21 protein-coding genes are annotated in these 22983 nt (G+C 56.9%); 7 read left to right on the top strand and 14 right to left on the bottom strand.

All coding sequences use genetic code 11. The features are described 5' to 3' along the window. Position 1 precedes the first annotated feature (1 nt). From glmU to mnmG, 14 genes are all read right to left on the bottom strand, one after another. Complete coding sequence (glmU, locus tag JOD69_RS05405) at positions 2–1372, bottom strand: bifunctional UDP-N-acetylglucosamine diphosphorylase/glucosamine-1-phosphate N-acetyltransferase GlmU (protein WP_086133832.1); 1371 nt, start codon at positions 1370–1372, stop codon at positions 2–4. Between the two features lie 165 nt (positions 1373–1537). Further along, positions 1538–1960, bottom strand: coding sequence for a F0F1 ATP synthase subunit epsilon (locus JOD69_RS05400; protein ID WP_077728317.1), 423 nt, complete (start codon positions 1958–1960; stop codon positions 1538–1540). 19 nt (positions 1961–1979) lie between these two features. Continuing rightward, positions 1980–3362 (bottom strand): F0F1 ATP synthase subunit beta, encoded by a 1383-nt coding sequence (gene atpD / locus JOD69_RS05395; protein WP_077728316.1) that lies wholly within the window; start codon positions 3360–3362, stop codon positions 1980–1982. A gap of 45 nt (positions 3363–3407) precedes the next feature. Beyond that, the gene (atpG, locus tag JOD69_RS05390; RefSeq protein ID WP_077728315.1) at positions 3408–4271 is read right to left on the bottom strand and encodes a F0F1 ATP synthase subunit gamma; all 864 of its coding nucleotides are present in this window, start codon (positions 4269–4271) and stop codon (positions 3408–3410) included. A 10-nt stretch (positions 4272–4281) separates the two neighbouring features. Beyond that, positions 4282–5826 (bottom strand): F0F1 ATP synthase subunit alpha, encoded by a 1545-nt coding sequence (gene atpA / locus JOD69_RS05385; RefSeq protein ID WP_276205320.1) that lies wholly within the window; start codon positions 5824–5826, stop codon positions 4282–4284. Between the two features lie 10 nt (positions 5827–5836). Next, positions 5837–6373, bottom strand: coding sequence for a F0F1 ATP synthase subunit delta (locus JOD69_RS05380; RefSeq protein ID WP_077728313.1), 537 nt, complete (start codon positions 6371–6373; stop codon positions 5837–5839). Beyond that, a complete protein-coding gene (locus JOD69_RS05375) occupies positions 6373–6852 on the bottom strand; it encodes a F0F1 ATP synthase subunit B (RefSeq protein ID WP_086133831.1) in 480 nt (159 codons plus the stop codon). Before JOD69_RS05375 ends, JOD69_RS05380 begins: the two co-directional genes overlap by 1 nt. A gap of 52 nt (positions 6853–6904) precedes the next feature. Next, positions 6905–7162, bottom strand: a complete 258-nt coding sequence (atpE, locus tag JOD69_RS05370) for a F0F1 ATP synthase subunit C (protein ID WP_202901216.1) — start codon at positions 7160–7162, stop codon at positions 6905–6907. A gap of 48 nt (positions 7163–7210) precedes the next feature. Then, positions 7211–7990, bottom strand: coding sequence for a F0F1 ATP synthase subunit A (atpB, locus tag JOD69_RS05365; RefSeq protein WP_077728311.1), 780 nt, complete (start codon positions 7988–7990; stop codon positions 7211–7213). Positions 7991–8001: 11 nt separating this feature from the next. After that, positions 8002–8379 (bottom strand): ATP synthase subunit I, encoded by a 378-nt coding sequence (locus tag JOD69_RS05360; RefSeq protein ID WP_077728310.1) that lies wholly within the window; start codon positions 8377–8379, stop codon positions 8002–8004. A 66-nt stretch (positions 8380–8445) separates the two neighbouring features. Further along, complete coding sequence (locus JOD69_RS05355) at positions 8446–9291, bottom strand: ParB/RepB/Spo0J family partition protein (RefSeq protein ID WP_077728309.1); 846 nt, start codon at positions 9289–9291, stop codon at positions 8446–8448. 9 nt (positions 9292–9300) lie between these two features. Further along, positions 9301–10095: a ParA family protein gene (locus tag JOD69_RS05350; protein WP_086133830.1), complete on the bottom strand. Its 795-nt coding sequence runs from the start codon at positions 10093–10095 to the stop codon at positions 9301–9303. Positions 10096–10102: 7 nt separating this feature from the next. Beyond that, entirely contained in the window at positions 10103–10723 is a 621-nt protein-coding gene (gene rsmG, locus JOD69_RS05345) for a 16S rRNA (guanine(527)-N(7))-methyltransferase RsmG (protein WP_086133829.1), read from the bottom strand. Positions 10724–10729: 6 nt separating this feature from the next. After that, positions 10730–12604, bottom strand: a complete 1875-nt coding sequence (mnmG, locus tag JOD69_RS05340) for a tRNA uridine-5-carboxymethylaminomethyl(34) synthesis enzyme MnmG (RefSeq protein WP_086133828.1) — start codon at positions 12602–12604, stop codon at positions 10730–10732. A gap of 231 nt (positions 12605–12835) precedes the next feature. On the opposite strand from mnmG, the gene JOD69_RS05335 reads away from it, so the two are divergent. From JOD69_RS05335 to JOD69_RS05305, 7 genes are all read left to right on the top strand, one after another. Beyond that, a complete protein-coding gene (locus tag JOD69_RS05335; protein WP_077728305.1) occupies positions 12836–13777 on the top strand; it encodes an NADH:ubiquinone oxidoreductase in 942 nt (313 codons plus the stop codon). After that, the gene (locus JOD69_RS05330) at positions 13777–15291 is read left to right on the top strand and encodes a nickel-dependent hydrogenase large subunit (protein WP_086133827.1); all 1515 of its coding nucleotides are present in this window, start codon (positions 13777–13779) and stop codon (positions 15289–15291) included. The genes JOD69_RS05335 and JOD69_RS05330 overlap by 1 nt, the downstream gene beginning before the upstream one ends. Before the next feature lie 2 nt (positions 15292–15293). Next, a complete protein-coding gene (locus tag JOD69_RS05325) occupies positions 15294–15752 on the top strand; it encodes a hydrogenase maturation protease (RefSeq protein WP_086133826.1) in 459 nt (152 codons plus the stop codon). Further along, on the top strand, positions 15749–18370 hold the full coding sequence (locus JOD69_RS05320; RefSeq protein ID WP_240506885.1) for an EAL domain-containing protein: 2622 nt from the start codon (positions 15749–15751) through the stop codon (positions 18368–18370). Before JOD69_RS05325 ends, JOD69_RS05320 begins: the two co-directional genes overlap by 4 nt. A 752-nt stretch (positions 18371–19122) precedes the next feature. After that, positions 19123–20037 carry a MoxR family ATPase gene (locus tag JOD69_RS05315; RefSeq protein WP_086133825.1) on the top strand — a complete coding sequence of 305 codons (915 nt, stop codon included), beginning with the start codon at positions 19123–19125 and terminating at the stop codon, positions 20035–20037. A gap of 1 nt (position 20038) precedes the next feature. Continuing rightward, positions 20039–20992, top strand: a complete 954-nt coding sequence (locus tag JOD69_RS05310; RefSeq protein ID WP_086133824.1) for a DUF58 domain-containing protein — start codon at positions 20039–20041, stop codon at positions 20990–20992. Beyond that, a complete protein-coding gene (locus JOD69_RS05305; protein WP_086133823.1) occupies positions 20989–22977 on the top strand; it encodes a DUF3488 and transglutaminase-like domain-containing protein in 1989 nt (662 codons plus the stop codon). The genes JOD69_RS05310 and JOD69_RS05305 overlap by 4 nt, the downstream gene beginning before the upstream one ends. Positions 22978–22983 lie beyond the last annotated feature (6 nt).

The raw sequence follows: 22983 nt of genomic DNA, 5'->3' as shown, positions 1-22983 counted from the left end.
CTCAACTCCTTTTCTTGGTGGGTCGCTGCCAACCCTCGATGGTAACTTGGTTCGCTCGGCTGAGGGTCAGGGCATTTTCGGGCGCATCCTTGGTAACCGTTGCTCCGGCACCGATGGTTGCATTCTTGCCGACTCTGACCGGCGCGACCAACTGGGTATCCGAACCGATGAACGCGCCGTCTTCTATGACGGTTTGATGTTTATTGGCGCCGTCATAGTTGCAGGTGATCGTGCCGGCACCGACGTTCACGTCGCGGCCGATGATCGTGTCTCCGATATAGCTGAGGTGATTGACCTTGGAACGACTGGCTATCGCCGACTTCTTGACTTCCACAAAGTTGCCGATGTGGACGTGATCTTCGATCCGCGTTTCCGGACGGATGCGTGCAAACGGGCCGATGCGGCAGCCCTGGCCGATCACGGCATCTTCGATGACGCAGTTCGGAAGAATTTCCACGTCGTTGGCGATCTGGCTGTCCTTGATCACGCAATTGGCACCGATGCGGACGTTATCGCCGAGTTTGATCCGGCCCTCCAAAATGACATTGATGTCGACTTCCACGTCGCGCCCGATGGATTCGATTTCTCCCCGCACATCGAAACGCGACGGATCGCGCAAGGTGACACCGTTCCGCATCAAATCTTCCGCCACTCGTCTTTGGAAAACCCGTTCCAGATGAGCCAACTGTTCGCGGTTGTTCACGCCCAGCACTTCGTCCGGATCGTGCGGCTGTACCGTTTCCACCCGAACGTCATCGGCAACCGCCATGGCGATCACATCGGTAAGGTAATACTCCCGCTGGGCATTATTGTTTTCCAACCGGCTCAGCCAGGTTTTGAGGTGTCTGCCTTTTATGGCCAAAATTCCCGTATTGACTTCGCTGATCTTACGCTCCTCCGGCGTGGCATCTTTTTCTTCCACGATCCTGACCACTCGACCGCTGCTATCCCGGACGATGCGGCCATAGCCGTAAGGGTCGGCAAGATCGACCGTCAACAGCCCCATCTGATCCGCCTCTGCCAGCGGAATCAGCTTTTCGACCGTCTCGTCGCCGAGCAAGGGCACATCGCCATAAAGAATCAGAACCGTGCGCGCTTCGTCGATGTCGTCCGCAACTTGCATGACTGCATGGCCGGTGCCGAGCTGTTCCTTCTGCTCGACCCAGATGACCTTCAGGTGCTCGAGGCTCTTGAGAACTGTCTCGCCACCATGTCCGTAGATCACAGTGATCTTGTCGGGGCACAACCGGGTGGCCAATGCATATACATGCTCGAGTAGCGTACGGTCGCCGATTTTATGGAGTATCTTGGGAAGGGACGAACGCATACGCGTTCCCTGGCCCGCGGCCAGGATGACGATTTCCAAAGGCATCTTCCGTTTTTCCTTGTTGAAGAAGCGGAAAATAAGGACTGGTTCGACCCGATCGAAAACAGCGACCGGATACTCGTATTTATATTAACGTGAAAAACTAAAAAACCCAGCAAAATACGGGAGCGGCGTGCCCGGTATTTTGCTGGGTCTCGAAAACGGCTGAACTTACGCGCGGCCTTTCCGATATTTCTCCAAGGTTCGAAGCTGCATGACAGCCTCGGCGAGCTGTGCCTGTGCCAGAGCGTAATCGATCTTGCCGGACTTGTCCGACAGCATCTCTTCCGCACGTCTCTTGGCTTCCAGCGCTGCCGCCTCGTCGATGTCTTTGGCGCGAACGGCGGTGTCGGCGAGTATGGTCACGACATGGGGCTGAACCTCGAGCATGCCGCCCGAAATGAAAAACGGATGGACTTCCTGATCGTTAACCTTTACCCGCACCTCGCCCGGCTTCAGCCGGGTGAGGAATGGTGCGTGCCGTGCGGCAATACCCACTTCGCCCATTTCGGCCGGAGCAACCACCAATTCCGCGAGCCCGGAATAAATCTCCGCCTCCGCACTCACGATATCAACGTGGATCGTCATAGCCATAGTGCTTTTTCTCTTTGAATTATGCGGCGCCCCGGTTGGCTTTCTCCAGGGCTTCGTCGATGCTGCCGACCATGTAGAACGCCTGCTCGGGAATATCGTCGTATTCCCCTTCGACGATCCCTTTGAATCCTGAGATCGTATCCTTCAGGGATACGTATTTGCCCGGCGAGCCGGTGAATACTTCGGCGACGAAGAACGGCTGCGACAAGAACCGCTGCACTTTCCGCGCACGGGAAACGGTCAGCTTGTCTTCTTCCGAAAGTTCGTCCATGCCGAGGATCGCGATGATATCGCGAAGCTCTTTGTAGCGCTGCAGGGTGCTCTGCACTTTGCGGGCAACCTGATAATGCTCCTGGCCGACGACGAGCGGATCCAATTGGCGACTAGTCGAATCGAGAGGATCTACCGCCGGGTAGATACCCAGCTCGGCGATCTGACGGGACAAAACCACGGTCGCGTCCAAGTGGGCGAAGGTGGTTGCCGGAGACGGGTCGGTCAAGTCGTCGGCGGGGACGTACACGGCCTGAATCGAGGTGATGGACCCCACCTTCGTCGAAGTAATCCGTTCCTGGAGCACACCCATTTCTTCCGCCAGGTTGGGCTGGTATCCAACCGCGGAAGGCATACGGCCAAGCAACGCGGATACTTCGGTACCCGCCAGCGTGTAGCGGTAAATGTTGTCGATGAACAGCAGCACGTCGCGGCCTTCGTCTCGGAAATACTCTGCCATGGTCAAGCCGGTCAGCGCCACGCGCAGACGGTTGCCCGGCGGCTCGTTCATCTGGCCGTATACCAGCGACACTTTATCGAGAACGTTGCTTTCGCTCATTTCGTGATAAAAGTCGTTCCCCTCGCGCGTCCGTTCGCCGACGCCTGCAAACACCGAATAGCCGCTGTGTTCGATCGCGATGTTGCGGATCAGCTCCATCATGTTTACGGTCTTGCCGACCCCGGCGCCGCCGAACAGGCCGACTTTACCGCCCTTGGCGAAGGGGCAGACCAAGTCGATAACCTTGATGCCGGTTTCCAGCAGCTCATTGGCCGCCGCTTGATCTTGGAAGCTCGGGGCTTTCCGATGAATAGCCCAGCGCTCCTTCTCGCCGATCGCGCCCTTCTCGTCGATCGGATCGCCCAAGACGTTCATGATTCGACCCAAGGTTTCCTTACCGACGGGTACGGAAATCGGAGCTCCCGTATTCGTTACCTTCAACCCGCGCATCAAACCGTCGGTGCTGCCCATGGCGATCGTTCTGACAATACCGTCACCGAGCTGCTGCTGAACTTCGAGCACCAGGTCTTTATCATCCACCTTTAGTGCGTCGTAAACTTTGGGAAGGGTCTCCCGTGGGAACTCCACGTCGACCACGGCGCCGATAATCTGTACGATTTTGCCCGAACTCATGACTGTCCTCGTAAAAACTCTTGCGTTTATTCTGTAACGATTCGCTTAGACCGCAGCCGCGCCGCCGACGATTTCCGCGATCTCCTGGGTAATGGCCGCCTGCCTCGCTTTGTTGTAGATCAGCTGCAACTCTTTGATGAGTTTTCCGGCGTTGTCGGATGCGCTTTTCATTGCGACCATTCGCGCCGCCTGCTCGCAGGCGTTGTTCTCCACCAGACCTTGGAAAACGATCGACTCCACGTACCGGATCAACAGCTGATCGAGCACTTCCTTCGCGTCAGGCTCGTAAATGTAATCCCACTGGCCTTTCTGTTCTTCACCGATGTCCTCCGGTCGGATGGGAAGCAGCTGGACGAGCCGCGGCTTCTGAGTCATCGTATTGAGAAACTCGTTGTAAAGAACGTACAACTCGTCGATCTTGCCCTCGGAATATTCGTCGACCATGGTCTTTATGACGCCGATGATATCCTGCAGATGGGGACGGTCGCCGAGCTTGGTCGCCTGAGAAACCACGTTTGCACCGATCGAACTGAAGAACGCGGTACCCTTTTGGCCAATCGTGCTTAGGGTGACGGCCTTGTCTTCCGCGTTCCATCCGCGCATTCTGCGCAGAGCCAATCTGAATAAATTGGCGTTGAGCCCTCCGCACAGTCCCCGATCGGACGAAATCAGAATGACCCCGACCCGGTTTACCGGTCTCTCGATCGTGAATGGGTGTTTGTATTCCGGGTTCGCGTGAGCCAGATGCTTGATGATCTGCGCGATCTTCCGGGAATACGGCCGCGTAGCCTGCATTCGTTCCTGGGTTCTGCGCATCTTGCTGGCTGCCACCATTTCCATGGCCCGCGTGATCTTCTGAGTATTTTTGATACTCGTGATCTTCAGACGGATTTCTTTTCCGACGGCCATCGATCAATCCCTACCAAGTGTGGGTTTCTTTGTACTTCGTAACCGCAGCGTGCAATGCCGATTGAATCTCGTCATTGTAGTCGCCGGTCGCATTGATCTTTTCCATGAGATCGGCATGTTCCGACTTCATGTAATTTTGCAGACCGTCTTCGAAATCCTTCACCTGATTGACTTGGAGATCGTCCAAAAAGCCTTCGTTGGCGGCGAACAGAGATACGGCCATTTGCGCCACGCTAAGCGGGGAGTATTGGCTTTGCTTCATGATTTCGGTAACGCGCTGGCCGCGCTCGATCTGCTTCCGCGTAGCCTCGTCCAGATCCGAGGCGAACTGCGCGAATGCTGCCAACTCACGGAACTGGGCCAAATCGAGACGAATACCGCCACCCAATTTCCTGATGATCTTGGTCTGAGCGGCACCACCCACACGGGATACGGAAAGACCGGCGTTCACGGCCGGACGGACGCCCGCGTTGAACAAATTGGTCTCAAGGTAAATCTGACCGTCGGTGATCGAAATCACGTTCGTCGGAACGAAAGCCGATACGTCTCCCGCCTGTGTCTCGATGATCGGCAACGCGGTCAGTGAGCCGGTTTTGCCCTTGACCTTGCCGCCGGTCAATTTTTCGACTTCGGCCGCGTTGATTCTGGAGGCACGCTCCAAAAGACGCGAGTGCAGATAGAAAACGTCGCCCGGATAAGCTTCGCGACCCGGCGGGCGGCGGAGCAGCAGTGAAATTTGGCGGTATGCCCAAGCCTGCTTGGTCAAATCGTCATAGATGATCAATGCATCCTCGCCGCGATCCCGGAAGAACTCGCCCATGGCGCATCCGGCATAGGGTGCGATGAACTGCAGCGCCGCGGATTCGGAAGCGGAAGCGGCTACGATGATGGTGTGAGCCATCGCGCCGTGTTCCTCGAGTTTCCGGACCACGTTGGCTATCGAGGACTGCTTCTGGCCGATGGCGACGTAAATACATTTAACGCCCGTGCCTTTCTGATTGATGATGGTATCGACGGCGATGGCCGATTTCCCGGTCTGGCGGTCGCCGATGATCAGCTCGCGCTGGCCTCGGCCGATCGGAATCATCGAGTCAATCGCCTTCAGGCCGGTTTGTAGCGGCTGGCTGACCGACTGTCTAGCAATAACGCCGGGAGCAATTTTTTCGATGGGTGAACGTTCCTTGGTCTCAATGGGACCTTTGCCGTCTATGGGCCGGCCCAGAGCGTCCACAACACGCCCGAGCAATGCCTCGCCGACCGGAACATCAAGAATGCGCCCGGTGCATTTCGCGGTATCGCCTTCAGCCAGATGCTCATAGGCACCGAGCACTACCGCACCAACCGAGTCGCGCTCCAAGTTCAGGGCCATACCAAAGGTATTTTCCTTGAATTCGATCATTTCGCCCTGCATCACTTCGGTCAAGCCGTGGATGCGGACGATGCCGTCGGTCACGCTAACGATCGTGCCCTCGGTGCGGGCCTCGGCACCTATATCGAACTGCTCGATTCGCTTCTTAATGAGTTCACTGATTTCAGATGGGTTCAGCTGCATGATTCTTCTCGCTCTAAGTCCAGAGTCTCTTTGCTAATCTTTCAACCTGGCCGCGGATGGATGCGTCTATCACCCGGTCACCCGCCTTGATGTAAACGCCGCCGATCAAAGTTGGATCGACATCGACGCGCAAACGTGCTTTTTTCTCCAGAACACGCTCCAGCACGGAAGACAACCGCGTTTGTTCAGCGTCTTTCAACGGAAAAGCCGTGCTGACGTCTACCTCGATGTATCCTTCATCCTCGGCCTTATATTGGTTAAATAGCTCGGCGATATATTTAACCAGGTCAAGCCGGCGATTCCGGATCAGCAGCCGGACAAAATTTTGTGCCTCAGTGTCCAGGTGATCTTTGCAGAGACCGAGAAAAGCCTCCGAAAACTGCTCGCGGTTAGCCTTGGGATTGGCCGCGGCTTTAGCTAACTGCTCGTCTTGCATGAGCAGAGTGACGAAAGCGAGCGCGTCGCTCCACTTATCAGCCGTTCCCGTTTCTTTGGCCCTCTTGTAAACCGCAACGGCATAAGGCCTCGCCAACGTCGTTAACTCGCTCATTATGCTTGACCCAACTGCTTACCGAGGTTGTCGATAATTTCCCGATGCTTCTTTTGATCCACTTCTTTCTGCAGGATTTGCTCGGCCGCAGAAATGGCCAGCACCGCTACCTGTTGACGCAAACCTTCTTTCGCCTGCTGCAATTCGCGCTCGATCTCGGCTTTCGCCGCAGCAACGATCCGCTCGCCTTCATCCTTCGCCGATTGCTTGGATTCCTCGACCACCTCGCTGGCGCGCTTTTGCGCTAGATTTACGATGTCTGCGGCCTGATCCTTAGCTTCCCGCAACAAAGCGGTCGCGCGCTTCTCGGCCAACTCCATCTCATGCTTGCCTTTTTCAGCCGAAGCGAGACCGTCGGCAATCTTCTTTTTGCGCTCCTCGAGCGCTTGCATCAAAGGCGGCCACACGTACTTCATGGTGAACCACACCAGAAGCGCAAATGTGATCATTTGGCCGATCAGAGTGGCGTTAATACTCACAGCGCTTTCCTCTTTGGTTGTTTGCCATTAAAGCGTCGCAATCGCGGCTTTTTTAGCCCTTGAGTGCGGACAGGAACGGATTGGCGAAAGTGAAGAACAGAGCGAGACCCACGCCGATCATGGTTACGGCGTCGAGCAGACCGGCGACGATGAACATTTTGACCTGCAGCATCGGAACCATCTCCGGCTGACGCGCGGCGCCTTCCAGGAATTTGCCGCCCAACAGGCCGAAACCGATAGCGGTTCCCATGGCGCCCAGGCCCAGGATGATGCCCACGGCGATTGCGGTCATGCCAGATACAGATGCGATTTCCATTGTTCCTCCGAATTATCGAACGTTAAGGTTGATTGAAAGAGATTAATGATCTTCGTGGGCTAGACTCAGATATACGATGGTCAGAACCATGAAGATGAAAGCTTGCAAAGTGATGATCAGAATATGAAAGACCGCCCAGGGGAAACTCAGCAAGGGCTGCACGTACCAAGGCAGCAGCGCGATCAATATGAAAATCAGCTCGCCGGCATACATGTTTCCGAAAAGACGAAGGCCGAGAGATACCGGTTTCGCCAATTCCTCGACAAGCTTCAGAATCAGGTTGAACGGGATCATCCATACACTGTGAAAAGGGGTCAGAATCATTTCTTTCCCAAAACCAATCGGCCCCTTCACTTTGAAGCTGTAGAACAGAATCAGGAAGAACACCGAAATCGACATCGCAAAGGTCGCGTTCAAATCCGTACTGGGAACCACGCGAAGATAGTCGAGCCCGATGGCCTTGCCGATATCGGGCAACAGGTCGACCGGAATAAGGTCCATCGAGTTCATCAAGAATACCCAGACGAAGATGCTCAACGCCAAGGGTGCGATTAACGCGCTACGCCCATGAAAACTATCCTTGACCTGAGCGTCAACGAATTCGACGATCATCTCCACAAAATTTTGCAGGGGGCCGGGTACGCCGGAAGTCGCCTTTTCAGCCGCCTTGCGGAAAATGATGACGAATAAGCCGCCTAAGAAAACAGAGAAAAACAGGGTATCCAGATGAAATGTCCAGAATCCTTCGCCGGTCGATAAGGGGGTCAAGTGGTGAACGATATATCCAGTTGCCCCGCCAGAGCCGTGTTCTTCTGTCGCCATATTCTCTCTCGTTAGCGTTCGATATCGCGCATCAAAAGCGCACACCAAAATACCATCAATACCGATACGAAACCGGCAAATAATGGCAGGAATAAAATGTTAGGCAGTTGGAAAATTAAAATAAATAAACCGGCGGTTATGATTATTTTTATGCTTTCGCCGATATAAAACGATCTCACGATGTCTTTTGCCGTTCTTGTTTTATCGGAAAATCCGAATTTTGCGGCGAAATAGACGTTCGGCAAAAAGGCTATCAACCCGCCGAGCAACGCTGACCTAGCTGCCAGCCAACCGAAGAAGGCCAACGTGAAACCGCCGATCAGTGCAATCGCAAGAAGCTGCATCAACAGAACCCGCTTGACGGCGAAAAACAACTTTTTCGCACCCATTGAGGGCCCCCAAACAAATGCTTCGGAATGATAACAACCAAAATGCGGAAGATCAATGTTGCATGTTTATTTCAAGCGATCGAGCACACCTTCCAGTTGATCCAGGCTGTCGTAATGGATGACGAGTTGTCCGGCGCCTTTTTTTCCGTGTTTGATCAGCACGGGAGCGCCGATTCGCGTGGCGATTCGCTCTTCGAGGCGGCGAATGTCGGGATCCTTCATCTCCGGTTTTCGCGCCTTTTGCCCATCCCGGAGCTTTTGGATAAGCAACTCCGTAGCACGAACGCTCAACTTTGCCGAAGCGACTTTACGGGCAATTTCAGCCTGAAGCTGAAATTCCAGCGCGAGTATCGCCCGAGCGTGTCCCATTTCTATGGCACCGGTAAGCAGAAGATGCTTAGCATCCGGATGAAGTTCGTTCAAGCGCAGCAAGTTGCTGACGGTAGCCCGGGATTTGCCGACGGCATCCGCGACCTGCTGGTGGGTCATCTCGAACTCTTCGAGCAGGCGCTTCAGGGCTTCCGCCTCCTCGAGAGGATTCAAGTCTTCTCGCTGGATATTTTCGATAAGGGCGATCGCTAAGGCGGTCTGATCCGTAACCTCGCGCACGACCACCGGCAAATCGTGCAATCCTGCCAGTTGGGCCGCCCGCCACCGTCTCTCGCCGGCGATGATTTCGTACTGGCTGTCACCCATAGGTCTGACCACCACGGGCTGGACCACGCCCTGCGCACTGATCGAATCGGCCAATTCTTGAAGTCGCGCCGGGTCGATATCCTTGCGCGGCTGGAAACGGCTCGGCCTGAGTTGATCTATGGAAAGCGTTCTGAGCTTCTCGGTCTCGTTTTCGAGTTTCGCGCCGCCCAACAGGACATCGAGGCCGCGGCCGAGTCCTCGTCTTTTTGCCGTCATGACTTGAATTTATTGAAGAATTGAAGGAATTTTTCGCGATTTTTGATTGCGTCGCACGATTTCGCCCGCCAAGGCCAGATAAGCGACGGCTCCTCGAGAAGACTTATCGTACTTTATCGCTGGCAAACCGTGGCTCGGCGCCTCGGCAAGCCGAATGTTGCGCGGGATGATGGTGCGGAAGACCTTATCGCTGAAATGGGCGATCAATTGCGCGGAAACGTCATTGGCGAGCCGGCTGCGTGGATCGTACATCGTGCGAAGCAAACCCTCGATACGAAGTTCCGGATTGACCGAGTCGCGGATATTCCCCAGCGTATCCATTAAATCCGAAAGTCCTTCCAAGGCGTAATATTCGCACTGCATGGGAATCAACACGCTGTCCGCAGCGACCAAGGCGTTGAGCGTCAGCACGTTAAGCGACGGTGGGCAGTCGACGAGGATGAACTGGTAATCGTCGCGGCAACTCTTGAGCGCCTCGGCAAGCGCGCGCTCTTTGCCTGCCTGTTTCATCAGTTCGACCTGAGCGGCAGTCAGATCGGCATTACCCGGCAGAAGATCGAAGCCGATCTCGGTCAAAGATTTGACGGCCTCGCGTACCGTGGCGTGACGCGTCAATACGTCGTAAGACGAATTTTTGAGACTTTTCTTGTCAACGCCGCATCCCATAGTCGTGTTGCCTTGCGGATCCAGATCCACAAGCAAAACGCGATGCTTGATCGCCGCAAGCGACGCAGCCAAGTTAATGCTGGTGGTCGTTTTACCCACGCCCCCCTTTTGGTTGGCTACCGCAATAATTTTGCCCATGGTTTCCTCAGCCGATAGCTATTTCGATCAAATGACGTTCGACGTCCAGACCCGGAATCTTTAAACGATGACTCTTAACCGGCGAGTCTTTAAGGGTCTGTATTTCGCCCTCCGGCAACTGCCCTTTCTGAGCCAATATCACGCCGTGGGGAGCCAGCATTCTGCGCGTTGTCTCCATTATTTCCGCAAGGCTCGCATAAGCCCGCGCCAATATCGTGTCGAATCCGTGGTCCGGATGGTAGTCTTCCACCCGCGAGGTGACGACCTCCACGTTCGCGAGACCCAATTCGATCACGGCCTGCTGAACAAAACGGGTCTTCTTCGCGTTGCTGTCCAACAGAACGAAATGCCTGCTCTCGCTCATGACAGCCAAGGGAATACCCGGCAAACCGGCCCCGGTTCCCACGTCCAGTATCCTTTCGCCCCGGAGATACGGCCAAATGGTAAGACTGTCGAGCAGATGCAAATCCACTCCCGTCCGCAAGTCGCGGATGGCCGTCAAGTTGTAAACCCGGTTCCATTTCTGGATTAAGCGCAGAAAGGCCAAAAGCTTTTCGTGTTGCTCCGGCGTAAACGGTATGTTTAACGCGGTTATTCCGTCCGCTAGACGTCTACCGATTTCGTCCACTTAAGATCAAGCGCTCTTCTTTTTAAGATGGACCAACAGCAGCGAAATCGCCGCCGGTGTGACGCCCGGAATCCGCGCTGCTTGCCCGACAGTTTCGGGACGTTGTTGTTTGAGCTTTTCCCGGACCTCGTTGGACAACCCGATGACGTTCTGATAATCGAGACTTTCCGGCAAACGCCAATGGTCGTAGCGGCGAGAGCGCTCGATCTCCGCCTGCTGGCGATCGATGTAGCCTTGGTACTTCGCCTGAATTTCGACTTGATCGAGAACTTGCTCGTTTTCTTCTTCAGTTAACCGAGCGGATATCGCTTGGAGGTGTTCGATGCGGATCTCCGGTCGCCGCAGCAGTTCGAGTAGGGTGGATTCCCGCAACAGCGGCGCACTCAGGAACCGGCTTATGGTTTCGGCTTCGGCAGTATTCGGTCTGACATACGTTTTTGCCAGGCCGGTCTGTATCTCCGCAATGGCCTGCTGCTTCGCTTCGAATGCACGCCAGCGCTCGTCGTCCACCAATCCGAGTTCGTGGCCTTTCCCGGTCAGCCGAAGATCGGCGTTGTCCTCTCGTAGCAGCAACCGGTATTCCGCCCGGCTGGTGAACATGCGATAGGGTTCGCTCGTGCCCCGAGTGATCAGATCGTCGATCAGAACCCCCATGTAAGCCTCGTCGCGCATAGGCGACCAGGGTTCCAGATCCTTGGCCTTGCGCGCGGCGTTGACGCCCGCGATTAGGCCTTGCGCGGCGGCTTCCTCGTATCCCGTCGTGCCGTTGATCTGTCCGGCGAAGAACAGGTTCTCGAGGTGCTTGGTTTCGAGCGAGGACTTCAGGTCGCGCGGATCGAAGAAATCGTATTCGATGGCGTAGCCCGGCCGTGTGATATGAGCGTTTTCGAAACCGCGTATCGACCTCACAAGCTCGTACTGCACGTCGAAGGGCAGACTGGTCGAAATGCCGTTCGGATAGATTTCGTAAGTATCGAGACCTTCGGGTTCAACAAAAATCTGGTGCGAATCCCTTTCCGCGAAACGCACGACCTTGTCTTCGATAGAGGGACAATAGCGCGGCCCGACCCCTTCGATAACGCCCGCATACATCGGCGAGCGGTCGAGACCGCAGCGGATGACATCGTGAGTCCGTTCGTTGGTACGGGTGATGTAGCAAGGCACTTGGCGAGGATGTTCCTCCCGCCGGCCGAGGAATGAGAACACGGGAACCGGCTCATCGCCGGGCTGCTCCAGCATGACCGCATAATCGATGCTTCGCCCGTCGATCCGAGGAGGCGTTCCGGTCTTGAGCCGGCCGACCCGAAACGGCAGTTCGCGCAAACGCGCCGCCAAAGCGTTAGAGGGCGGATCGCCCGCCCGGCCGCCTTCGTAGTTTTCGAGACCGATATGAATCCGGCCGGCCAGGAAGGTGCCTACGGTGAGGACCACCGTACGAGCCCTGAATTTGAGCCCCATCTGCGTGATCACGCCGGCTGCGCGGTAATTTTCCACGATCAGATCGGATACGGCCTGCTGGAATAAGGTCAAATTCGGCTGAGTTTCCAGCACCCGACGCACGGCTTTCTTATAAAGCACGCGATCGGCTTGGGCCCGAGTCGCCCGCACCGCCGGGCCTTTGCTGGCATTGAGCACACGGAACTGAATGCCGGCTCGGTCCGCAGCATGCGCCATCAAGCCGCCCAGAGCATCGATCTCCTTGACCAAATGCCCTTTGCCGATCCCCCCGATAGCGGGATTGCAGCTCATCTGGCCAAGGGTTTCGATGTTCTGGGTAAGCAGCAGCGTCTTAGAGCCAGTCCGCGCAGCCGCCAAAGCCGCTTCCGTACCAGCGTGTCCGCCACCGACCACGATGACGTCGAATTCGGTGGAAAAATGCATGAGAGTTGAAATTTCAGGCAGATAGACCGGTTTTGCACTCCCCTGAAGTGCGCGCATAGCTTACTACATCGAACGCCAAAATTGGCATTGCGTTTAAGCCAAGACACGCCCGTACGCTCTGTGATGCAAAGCCACGCAATCTTTTTACCTATACACTATTGTTCAACACATTCTACACCTAGCGTTAACAAATCGAACAACACGGCTCCGCCAGTCCTTATCGAAACTCCGATGACTACATTACTTTGGCTACAAACCGGTGCCTGTGGCGGCGATACGATGTCGATCCTGTGCGCCGACAGTCCGTCGCTGGAAGAACTCCTGGATCAATACGGCATCGACATCCTCTGGCAACCGTCCTTGTCCTCAGAGCCCAAAGGGAAGCTGGACGCCCTGATCGAGGCCATTCTCAGGGACGAGCAAAGACTCGATATCTTGTGCATCGAAGGCAGCATCATGACCGGACCCAATGGATCCGGCCTGTACGATCCGTATCGCGGCCGTTCCAAGATGAGTTTGGTCAGGGAGCTGGCGGAAAAATGCCGTTATCTGGTTGCCATGGGTACTTGTGCGGCCTTCGGCGGCGTCCACGCCGCACCCCCCAATCCGACCGACTGCACAGGCATCCAGTTCGACAAGAAACTTCCCGGCGGCTTGCTGCCTGCCGAATGGCGGTCGCGAGCGGGAGCGCCGGTCATCAATGTCTCCGGCTGTCCGGCACATCCCAACGCCATGACCAAGACGCTGGCCATGCTGGCTTCCGGACTTCCGTTGGAACTCGACCATCTCAACCGCCCTAAGGATTTTTTCAATTCCCTGGTGCATCAAGGCTGCACGCGGAACGAGTATCACGAGTACGACGTCGAGGACAGCGCCTTCGGCGAAAAGGGCTGTTTGTTCTTCAACCTGGGCTGCCAGGGACCGACCACGCATGCCATTTGCAATACCGAGCTTTGGAACGGCCGCAGCAGTAAAACCCGCGCGGGAGTACCCTGTTTCGGCTGTACGTCCCCGGACTTCCCGCTGGACCAGGATCTGTTTCGCACCGAGAAAATCGGCGCCGTTCCGATAAACCTGCCCTTGGGGGTGGAGCGCGCCAATTATATGGCGTACAAGAGCCTGGCCCACGAGGCCGCGCCCGAACGGGTCCTGAATAAAGAAATGGATCCCTGATGGCTAGACGAATTATCCAGATCGATCTTAATCGGGTCGAAGGCGACCTGGAATTCCAGTTGGAGCTGGAAGGTCGCGAAGTGGTAGATGCCCGCTGCATCGGTTCGCTCTATCGGGGATTCGAGCAAATCCTCATAGGCCGAAGACCTAAGGACGCATTGGTCATTACGCCCCGAATCTGCGGCATTTGCGGCACCGCCCATCTCTATTCGGCCGTTCTGGCCCTGGAGCAAATCGGTCGTATTGCCGTGCCCCCCAATGCTTCCCGCATCCGCAATCTATGCCTGATGGCCGAGACGGTGCAAAGCGATCTGCGGCAATCGTTTCTATTCTTTACCGCCGATTTTTGCCATCCCAAATATGCCGGCCGGCCGCTTTACGAAAAAACACTGGGGGCCTTCCTGCCCTTCAAAGGCTGGGCCCATCGCGGCACCCTGGAGCATTCGCGCCATGTTCCCGGGATCGTTGCCATCTTCGGAGGCCAGTGGCCCCATTCCTCCTACATGGTGCCGGGCGGGGTGACGGCTCCTCCCACCAGTCGCCGCATCCTGGACAGCCTGTCCATCATCAACAATCTGACCCGATGGTTCGAGCAGGCAGTCATCGGAACCGATCTGGGTCCCTGGCTGGAGCTCGAATCCGCCGACCAGCTCTTCGCCTGGCTCGAAGCCGCGGACACTCACGCGAATAGCGCCATCGGCCTGATGACGAGGATGAGCCGCGACATCGGCCTGCACCGTTCCGGTTTCGGAACTTCCCATATGCTGAGCTGCGGCGCTTACTGCGATTCGGCCGGCGGGCAGATGTTCAAATCGGGCTTCCTCGATGGCGATACGGGGAAGATCGAACCTTTCGATCAGGCCGAAATCGCCGAGCACGTGCGCTATTCCTGGTTCGAGCCGTATGAAGGCGGCCGCCATCCGTTCCGCGGTGAGACCATTCCGGATTTTCAACCCCACTCCGATCGCTATTCCTGGAGCAAGGCGCCCCGCTATCGGAACGAGGTGGTACAAACGGGTCCCCTGGCCGAATTGCTGATCGACGGCGATCCGCTGATCGGCTCGCTGTATCGGGCGGAGGGCGGAAACACCTGGTTGCGGCAGTTCGCCCGCCTGCGCCGCACGGCTTTGCTGCTCCAGAAAATGCGGGAGATCCTGCACGAGCTGGCCGCCCATCTGGACGATCCCCACTTTACTTCGCCTGCCGCGGACGAAATCCCGGACGGGGAGGGATTCGGACTGATAACGGCGGCACGGGGTGCCTTGGGCCACTGGGTGCAAGTCACCGACGGAGCCATTTCCCGGTACCAGGTCATCACGCCGACCGCCTGGAACGCATCGCCCAAGGACAGCGAAGGCCGGCACGGACATTGGGAGAGTAGTTTGATCGGCCTTACCGTCGACGATCCGGACGATCCCGTGGAGATCGGCCATATTATCCGCTCCCACGATCCCTGCCTGGTTTGCACCGTGCACCTGTTGGATACGGGCAAGCGGATGACGGTCTGGCCCTGATCATGGACGGTCGTCACATCGTCTGTTTCGGTAACGAGTTGCACGGCGACGACGGCTTCGGCGTCCGCGTGTATCAGCAGCTCCGCCGGCTGGCTTGGCCGAGGGACGTCAAGCTGTTCAACGCGGGCATAGCCGGACTGAGTGCACTGGAATTCTTGACCGATTGCCGTCAGGCGATTCTGGTTGACGCATTGGCCGATACGGGGAATGCCGGCGCTGTTTGCGTATTCAAACCCGACGATACGGTCGGACGCTGGGAAACCCCCATCGGTCATGGCTTGGGTATTCCGTACTTGTTGAAGGCCCTCGAAATCGTCTGCGAGTCGCCACCGGACATCATCATCGTGGGGGCCGAGGTAGAGAAAAGGGCCATCAAGCCTTTCTCTCCCGGTCTGTCCGGCAAGTCGGAACGCGCCGTCGAAAAGGCGGTCCGTACCATCCAGCGTCTGGTGTCGGTGTGAAACCCCTAAACCCGCCGAGCCGCCGTATCGCCGTCGAATCGGTGACTCTCGTCGAAACGGCCTGTCCGCCCCGTTGGATGGGGCGCATTCTTTTTCCGGGCGAACGCCGATTCACGGACATCCTCATTTTCAGCAGGGATGGCCAATTCTGGGCGATTCCCGCCCATTGTCCGCATGAGGGTCACGATTTAACGGACTGTCCCTTGTTCGACGGCGGAAAGTTGATCTGTCCGGTGCACGGCCAGCGTATCGAACTGAATTCGGCGGCACTGAAGGTCGAAGTGGACAACGGCCGATTCAACATCCCCTTGCCGGAGAAGGGACCCTATTGGATTTGCAACACCGATCACGAACCAAGTCGCGGGGAAGAGGATTCCGAAGCCCTCCGCCAAATGAGGGAAGAAACCGAAAAACTGAGGCTGGCGAATCTGAAACAGGAAAAACGCATCCTGGCCATCACCCGAAGCATGGATGCCATGCTCAAGGAATCGGAGCAACAGAAGGCGAAACTCAAGGAAGCCATGGGACGCCAGCAGGCTCTCAGCCGCTTCATCCAGCGTGTGCTGGACACCATGGATGATGTTCTGGTCGTCGTCGATGCGGAGGGCCGCATCCGTCAGGTCAACGGAGCGGCGGAACGCCAGCTCGGGCTCTCCGAGGAAGCGTGGTCCGGTTCCCCTGTCGACGAACTGCTGTCTCCGGAAGACAGACGGTTTCTCGCCGCGCAATTGCCGTCTTTGCCCTGGCCGGCGAAATCGGCACTGCTGGAGACCATCCGTTTGCACAAATCTTATAGCGGCGAGCACCGTCTGTCCGTTCCGCCCCGCCAGCGCCCGGGCCCGATTTACTGGCTGAAGGGCAACCTGCTGCACTCGGAGCAGGGCAAGCTGGAAGGCGCCGTCATCACGGCGACGAACATCACCGAAATCAAAGCAAGGGAAACCCAACTGCGGCTGAACGCCAAAGTATTCGAGAACACCAGCGAGGCGATTTTCATCACCGATCTCGAGGGAACGATTCTGGACGTGAACGACGCATTTTGTGATATCAGCGGCTATCGGCGATCGGAGGTGGTGGGTCAAAGCACCCGTTTGCTCAAATCGGGTCTGCAAGACCAGGCATTTTACGTCCGTATGTGGAAAACCCTTTTAAGCAAAGGCTATTGGAAGGGCGAAATCTGGGATCGGCGGAAGAGCGGCGAGTGCTTCCCGATGCTGCTGACCATCAATGCCGTCGCCGACGAGCGGGACAGGCTCACCCATTACGTGGCCGTCGCCCTGGATATCAGCAGCTTGAAACATGCCGAGAGAAAATTGGAACAATTGGCCTACTACGATTCTCTGACGGGCCTGCCCAACCGCTTTCTCTTCAAGGAACGGTTCGAGCACGAAAGCGCTCTGGCGCTACGCAACGGAACCAGGTTGGCCGTATGTTTCATCGATCTGGACAATTTCAAGGATGTCAATGACACGCTGGGGCACTGGGCCGGCGATTACCTGCTGAAGGAAGTCGCGTCGCGTATCCGGAACTGCCTGCGCAAAACCGATACCGTGGCGCGGTTCGGCGGAGACGAGTTCACCATCATTCTGTCGAACGTCGCCGATGCCGCGGAACCCGCCGATGTTGCCCAGAAACTTATCGATACGGTGGGGAAGCCGATCCACATTCAGAACCATCAGATCTTCGTGGGCGCCAGCATCGGCATAGCTTTATTCCCCGACGACGGTCGGGATTTCACCACCTTGACCAAACACGCCGATGCCGCCATGTATGTGTCCAAGGCAAAGGGACGCCGGACATTCCGCTATTTCGAAGACCACATGAAAGAGGAGCCGCGCCAGCGCATGGTGATGGAAACCCAGTTGCGCCAGGCGATCGAGCGGGAGGAGTTCTTACTCTACTATCAGCCCAAGGTCGACTGCGTTTCGAACCGGATCACCGGCGCTGAAGCGCTGATCCGCTGGCGGCACCCCGAGCAGGGCATCGTATCGCCCGGCCGCTTCATCACCATTGCCGAAGAAACGGCCCTGATCATTCCGCTCGGTCAATGGATTCTCAGGACAGCCTGTTTAAGAACCAGCGCTTGGCAGCACAAACTGCCGGAATTCCGAATCGCTATCAACCTTTCGGCCAAACAACTTTTAGCGGACGATTTCATCGACTTGCTGGATCGGGTGCTGGCCGAAACAGGAACCGATCCCGGGGCCGTCGAATTGGAAATCACCGAGACCTTGGTAATGCACGACATCGAAAAAGCGTCCGAGCGGCTGAGCCGTATCCGGGATCGCGGCATCCATATCGCCATGGACGATTTCGGCACCGGCTATTCGTCCTTGTCTTATCTGCAAAAATTGCCCGTCCAGACCATCAAGATCGACCGCTCCTTCATCCATGCCTACACCGGCGACCCGACTTCGGAGCAAGCGGCGCTGATCAAGACCATCGTGACTTTGGGGCAAATCCTCAATTTAAAGGTCGTGGCCGAAGGCGTCGAAACTCGGGAGCAACTGGAACTTTTAAAATTCTATGGCTGCCACGAAATTCAGGGTTACTACGTTTCTCCCCCTCTGCCGGAGGACGAGTTCGAAAAACACTTTATCGAGCAGCGGGACTCTTGAATCCAATGCCGCTCCGAGCATTTCTTTGAGCGTTTTTTCAGCATGCACGCGCAGCCCCCGAGTTCCAAGCATTCAGCCATAGAGCGGAGATACGAATTCGCCTAGATCGATTGTTCGGGGAGACTGTCCCAGCCGTTCAGTCCGTCCGTTTTCAGGCTAATCTCCAGTAGCAATTCGACCTCTATCCAGAACGGCCGTGCGTGCCGATGCAGTCCCGGGCATGCAGTTCCTTGTACTAGCGCCGGACATCCAATGCATCAAGGGTTTGCGCATCGGCTCGGAAAGCCCTGGTTCGAGCTTAGAGCATTTTCATATCTACCGTACGGGCACTCGCGAGTAGGTCGGGAATCCCTCCCCAATCGCAAACGACCTGGCCGGGAGCGCCGAAGCCGCCCTTCCCGACGCCGCCGTTGGGCCAACGGGTTCGTCGGCAAAGGATTGCCGACCTACAAATACTTGAGTCGATTTACCCTAGCCGAAAGCGCCAACGACTTCCGCCAAGTCCGTTATGCCGTATGAGCGAGATGAACACTTCGCTGTCATTTCGGCGGGCGGTCAGAATCGCGGGCTTAAGATGCCTAGAAACCCATCGGGGCGTCGTTTTAGGTTATATCCCAAAAACATACCGGATTTTGGGATATAACCGATTCAGATGCTTTCGAATTGATACGGAAGCCCGCGTCCGGTCTCTGCGCCGTCGCGTCTTCCGACAAAGCTATACTTCGTTGCGAAAACGACTTCTCAGGTTCTCCATGCGCAACGCCCTAAACCGACTCTTCCATACCGCCAACACCGTCATCCTCGGCAAGCCGCGTCAGATCCGTCTCGCGATCTGTTGCCTGCTGGCGCGGGGGCATTTACTCATCGAGGATGTACCCGGCGTCGGCAAAACGACCTTGGCGCACACTCTCGCCAACCTTTTGGGCCTCAAATACCAACGCATTCAGTTCACCAGCGATCTTTTGCCGGCCGATATCGTCGGCTCGTCGATCTTCGACGGGAACAACCATGCGTTTCATTTTCAACCCGGTCCGATCTTCCACCAAATGATCTTGGCTGACGAGATCAACCGCTCGACCCCGAAAGCCCAGAGCGCGCTGCTCGAAGCGATGGAAGAACACCAAGTTACGGTCGAGGGAGAAACCCGTTCGCTGCCGGAACCGTTTTTCGTCATCGCTACTCAAAATCCTGTGTGCCAGATCGGAACGTTTCCTTTGCCCGAGTCTCAATTGGACCGGTTCCTGATGCGCATTAGCTTGGGTTATCCGGATAGCCGGTCGGAGCGTGCCTTGCTCAAAGGCGAGGACCGCTTCGTTTTGCTCGAAAAACTCCCGGTCTGCCTTCAGACGGACGAATTAGTGGCGATCCAGGACCAGGTCAGGACCATACACGTCTCCGATGCGCTGTTGGATTATCTCCAGGCGCTGATCAGATTCAGCCGCGAATCCGGTCATTACGAATGCGGATTATCGCCGCGCGCGGGCCTCGCCCTGTTGAACGCCGCCCGCGCCTGGACCTTCATCGAAGGCCGTGAAGCGGTCCTGCCCGAGGACGTGCAGGCGGTATTGGCTCCGGTTTGCGGGCATAGGCTGCGCCCCGTATCGAGCGGCGCTACGAACGCCGACGTCATTGTGGCGCCGATGCTGGAACAGGTTGCGGCGGTTTGAGATGACTGCGCTCCCGCTTCGGGAACGGCTGGACCTTCGGCGCTTCCTCCGAGGCGAAAAAGCGATCGATGGGCCGGTCATGTTGTCTCACCGGCGAATCTTCATTCTGCCCAGCCGATCCGGCTTGGCCCTTGCGCTGCTCCTGTTGATTCAGTGGCTCACCGCCATCAACTATGGCAACAATCTGGCGTTCATCCTCACTTTCCTATTGGCGGCGGCTGCCATGTCCTCGTTGTTCTACAGCTACCGCAACCTTTCCGGACTGAGCGTCGGCGCCGGAAAAATGAGCCCCGTCTTCGCCGGCGACCTGGCATCTTTCGAGTTGCGGCTGACCAACTCCGCGGCTTTGCCGCGCTATGGCATCGAGTTGAGGCTGAAAGACGCCGAGGCGTTACGGATGGACATACCTCCCGAGGGTACTGTTTCGGCAATCCTTCGGGTCCCAGCGGAAAAGCGGGGCTGGCTCGAGCTCGACACCGTAACCATCAGCACCGCGTTTCCTTTGGGAATCTTCTACGCCTGGTCGCCGATCAATCTGAAATATAAGGTTCTGGTCTACCCGAGACCCACCCAGGAACGATTGCCTTTCCCACGTTCCGAGGACGATCATGTCGGTGCCCGACCACGAAATGCTTCCGATGATTTCCACGGGTTTCGGGCTTATCAACCGGGCGATCCGTTCAAGCACATTCATTGGAAAAGTCTGGCCAAAGGACGCGATCCGGTAATCAAGCAATACGCGGGGGACGAAACGGAAGTCCTTCATTTGAACTGGACGGATACCAAGGGATTGGATACGGAGGCGCGCTTGAGCCGGCTTTGCCGCTGGGTGTTGGATGCCGAGCAGGCTGGGATGCGATATGCCCTCAGCTTGCCAGGAACGACCATAGCCGAAGGTCACGGCGCATCGCACTGCCGGAAGTGTCTCGAGTCGCTGGCTCTGTTCGATCTATGAAGAAGCCCGCAGCAACGTCGTTCGTGCCGGATCGGACGCAGGAAAATCTGCTTCTATTCAGTGTTTTCTTCGTTGCCGCACCGCATCTTCTCAATCTCGGCTGGGCAATCGTTCTTTATTTTTCCTTGATGGCGGCCTGGCGATTCGCGTCAGGGTATCGGCCCGCCTTGCTGCCCGGCCGTCTGCTGTTGTTTCTTCTGACCTTGTCCGGCGCAGCTTTGGTTTACGTCGATTACCATCGCTTTTACGGACGCGAAGCCGGATCCAGCCTCTTTCTCGTCGGCCTGGGACTGAAACTGATGGAAATGCGGAACCGGCGCGACGTATACCTGGTGGTCTATCTCGCGTTCTTCGTGGCTCTGACTCAGTACCTGTTCTCCCAGAGCATCGCCCTGGCCGTCTATACGCTGGCTGCCGTTGCCTTGCTGATTTCCGTATTGATCGGCCTGAACGCGGGTCCTGTCCTGTCGCTCAAAACCCAGTTCAGAATGGCGGCGTCATTGGTGGCGCAAGCCATGCCGATCATGGTAGTCCTGTTCATATTCTTCCCGCGTATCGCGGGGCCTTTGTGGAAGCTTCCGGACGATCCGAGCAGCGCAAAGACCGGGCTCAGCGATATCATAGAGCCCGGCAGCGTCAGCCGCCTCGCCTTGTCGCGGGAGCCGGCTTTTCGCGCCGATTTCGAAGGTCCCTTGCCGCTGCCCGCCGAGCGCTACTGGCGAGGCCCGGTGTTCTGGCATACCGATGGAAGACGCTGGACCCTGCCGCCGGAACAAGGCCGGAACACCGTTCAGGCACCGGCATTCTCCGGACCGGCTTACCGTTACACGATCACTCTTGAGCCGCATCAAAAACGCTGGGTTTTCGCTTTGGATCTACCCAAAGTTTTTCCCGAGAACCTCGCTCAGACGCCCGAATATTTGCTGCTGACGCCGCAAAACGTCGGCGAACGCCGGCAATACACGATCAGCTCCTATCCGAATTACCGAACCGGCGAACTCAGCCCCGCCGAGCGGGAACAGGGTCTCCAGCTGCCGGATAGACCTTCGGCACGCATGCTCCGGCTGGTCGAACGCTGGCGCCAGTCGTCGTCGGACCCAAAAGACATCGTGAACAAGGCGCTGCTCCATTTTCGCGAGGAGCCGTTCGTATACACGCTCAACCCGCCGGTCATACGCGACAAGCCGGTGGACACCTTTCTTTTCGAGACCCGCAAGGGCTTTTGCGAGCATTACGCCACGGCGTTCGTTTATCTGATGCGGGTTGCGGGAATCCCGGCGAGGGTGGTAACCGGTTATCAGGGAGGGCAATGGAACCCGGTTGGAAAATTCCTGGAAGTACGCCAGGCCGATGCGCACGCCTGGACCGAGGTGTGGTTATCCGAACAAGGCTGGACACGCGTCGACCCCACTGCCGCCGTGGCGCCGCACCGGATCGAGCAGGGGATAGACCTGGATCGGCAAATGGCCAATCACGAGGTCAGTTTCAGTCCTGTCGGACGGGCACTGGCCGACGCCGCTTTCGATCTCCACGACTGGTACGATCAGGCACGTCTCATCTGGGCCAGCGTCGATCACGCCTGGAACCAGCGGGTGTTGAGCTATAACCCGGAAAACCAGAAGCGTTTTTGGGAAGCTTTGGGTATCGTAGACTGGCGGGGATTGATCACCTGGCTGACTGCGCTGTTAATCCTCTGCGGCGTGCTGGTCGGACTTTGGCTGCGCCCTCGCCGAAAGCCCAAGGCGGCCGATCCCGCCATGGCGGCTTACAATCGATTCCTCAAAAAAATGGCAAAAAACGGGCTGGTCAAACAGACCGGCGAAGGACCCCGTGATTTCGCCTTACGCGCCGCCTCCGAACGGCCCGAGGCCAAAGAGGCCATCGGCGCCATCACCACGCTGTTCCTGCGGATCCGATACGGACGACAGGCAGATCCGCGCGATATCGACCAGCTGAGGCGACGCGTGAGAGCGTTGAGGGTTTAAACGCGC

It is taken from the genome of Methylocaldum sp. RMAD-M (assembly GCF_017832375.1).
GTDB lineage: Bacteria > Pseudomonadota > Gammaproteobacteria > Methylococcales > Methylococcaceae > Methylocaldum.
The sequence above is the reverse complement of the archived record's forward strand: the minus strand, read 5'-3'. Positions and strand labels throughout refer to the sequence as shown.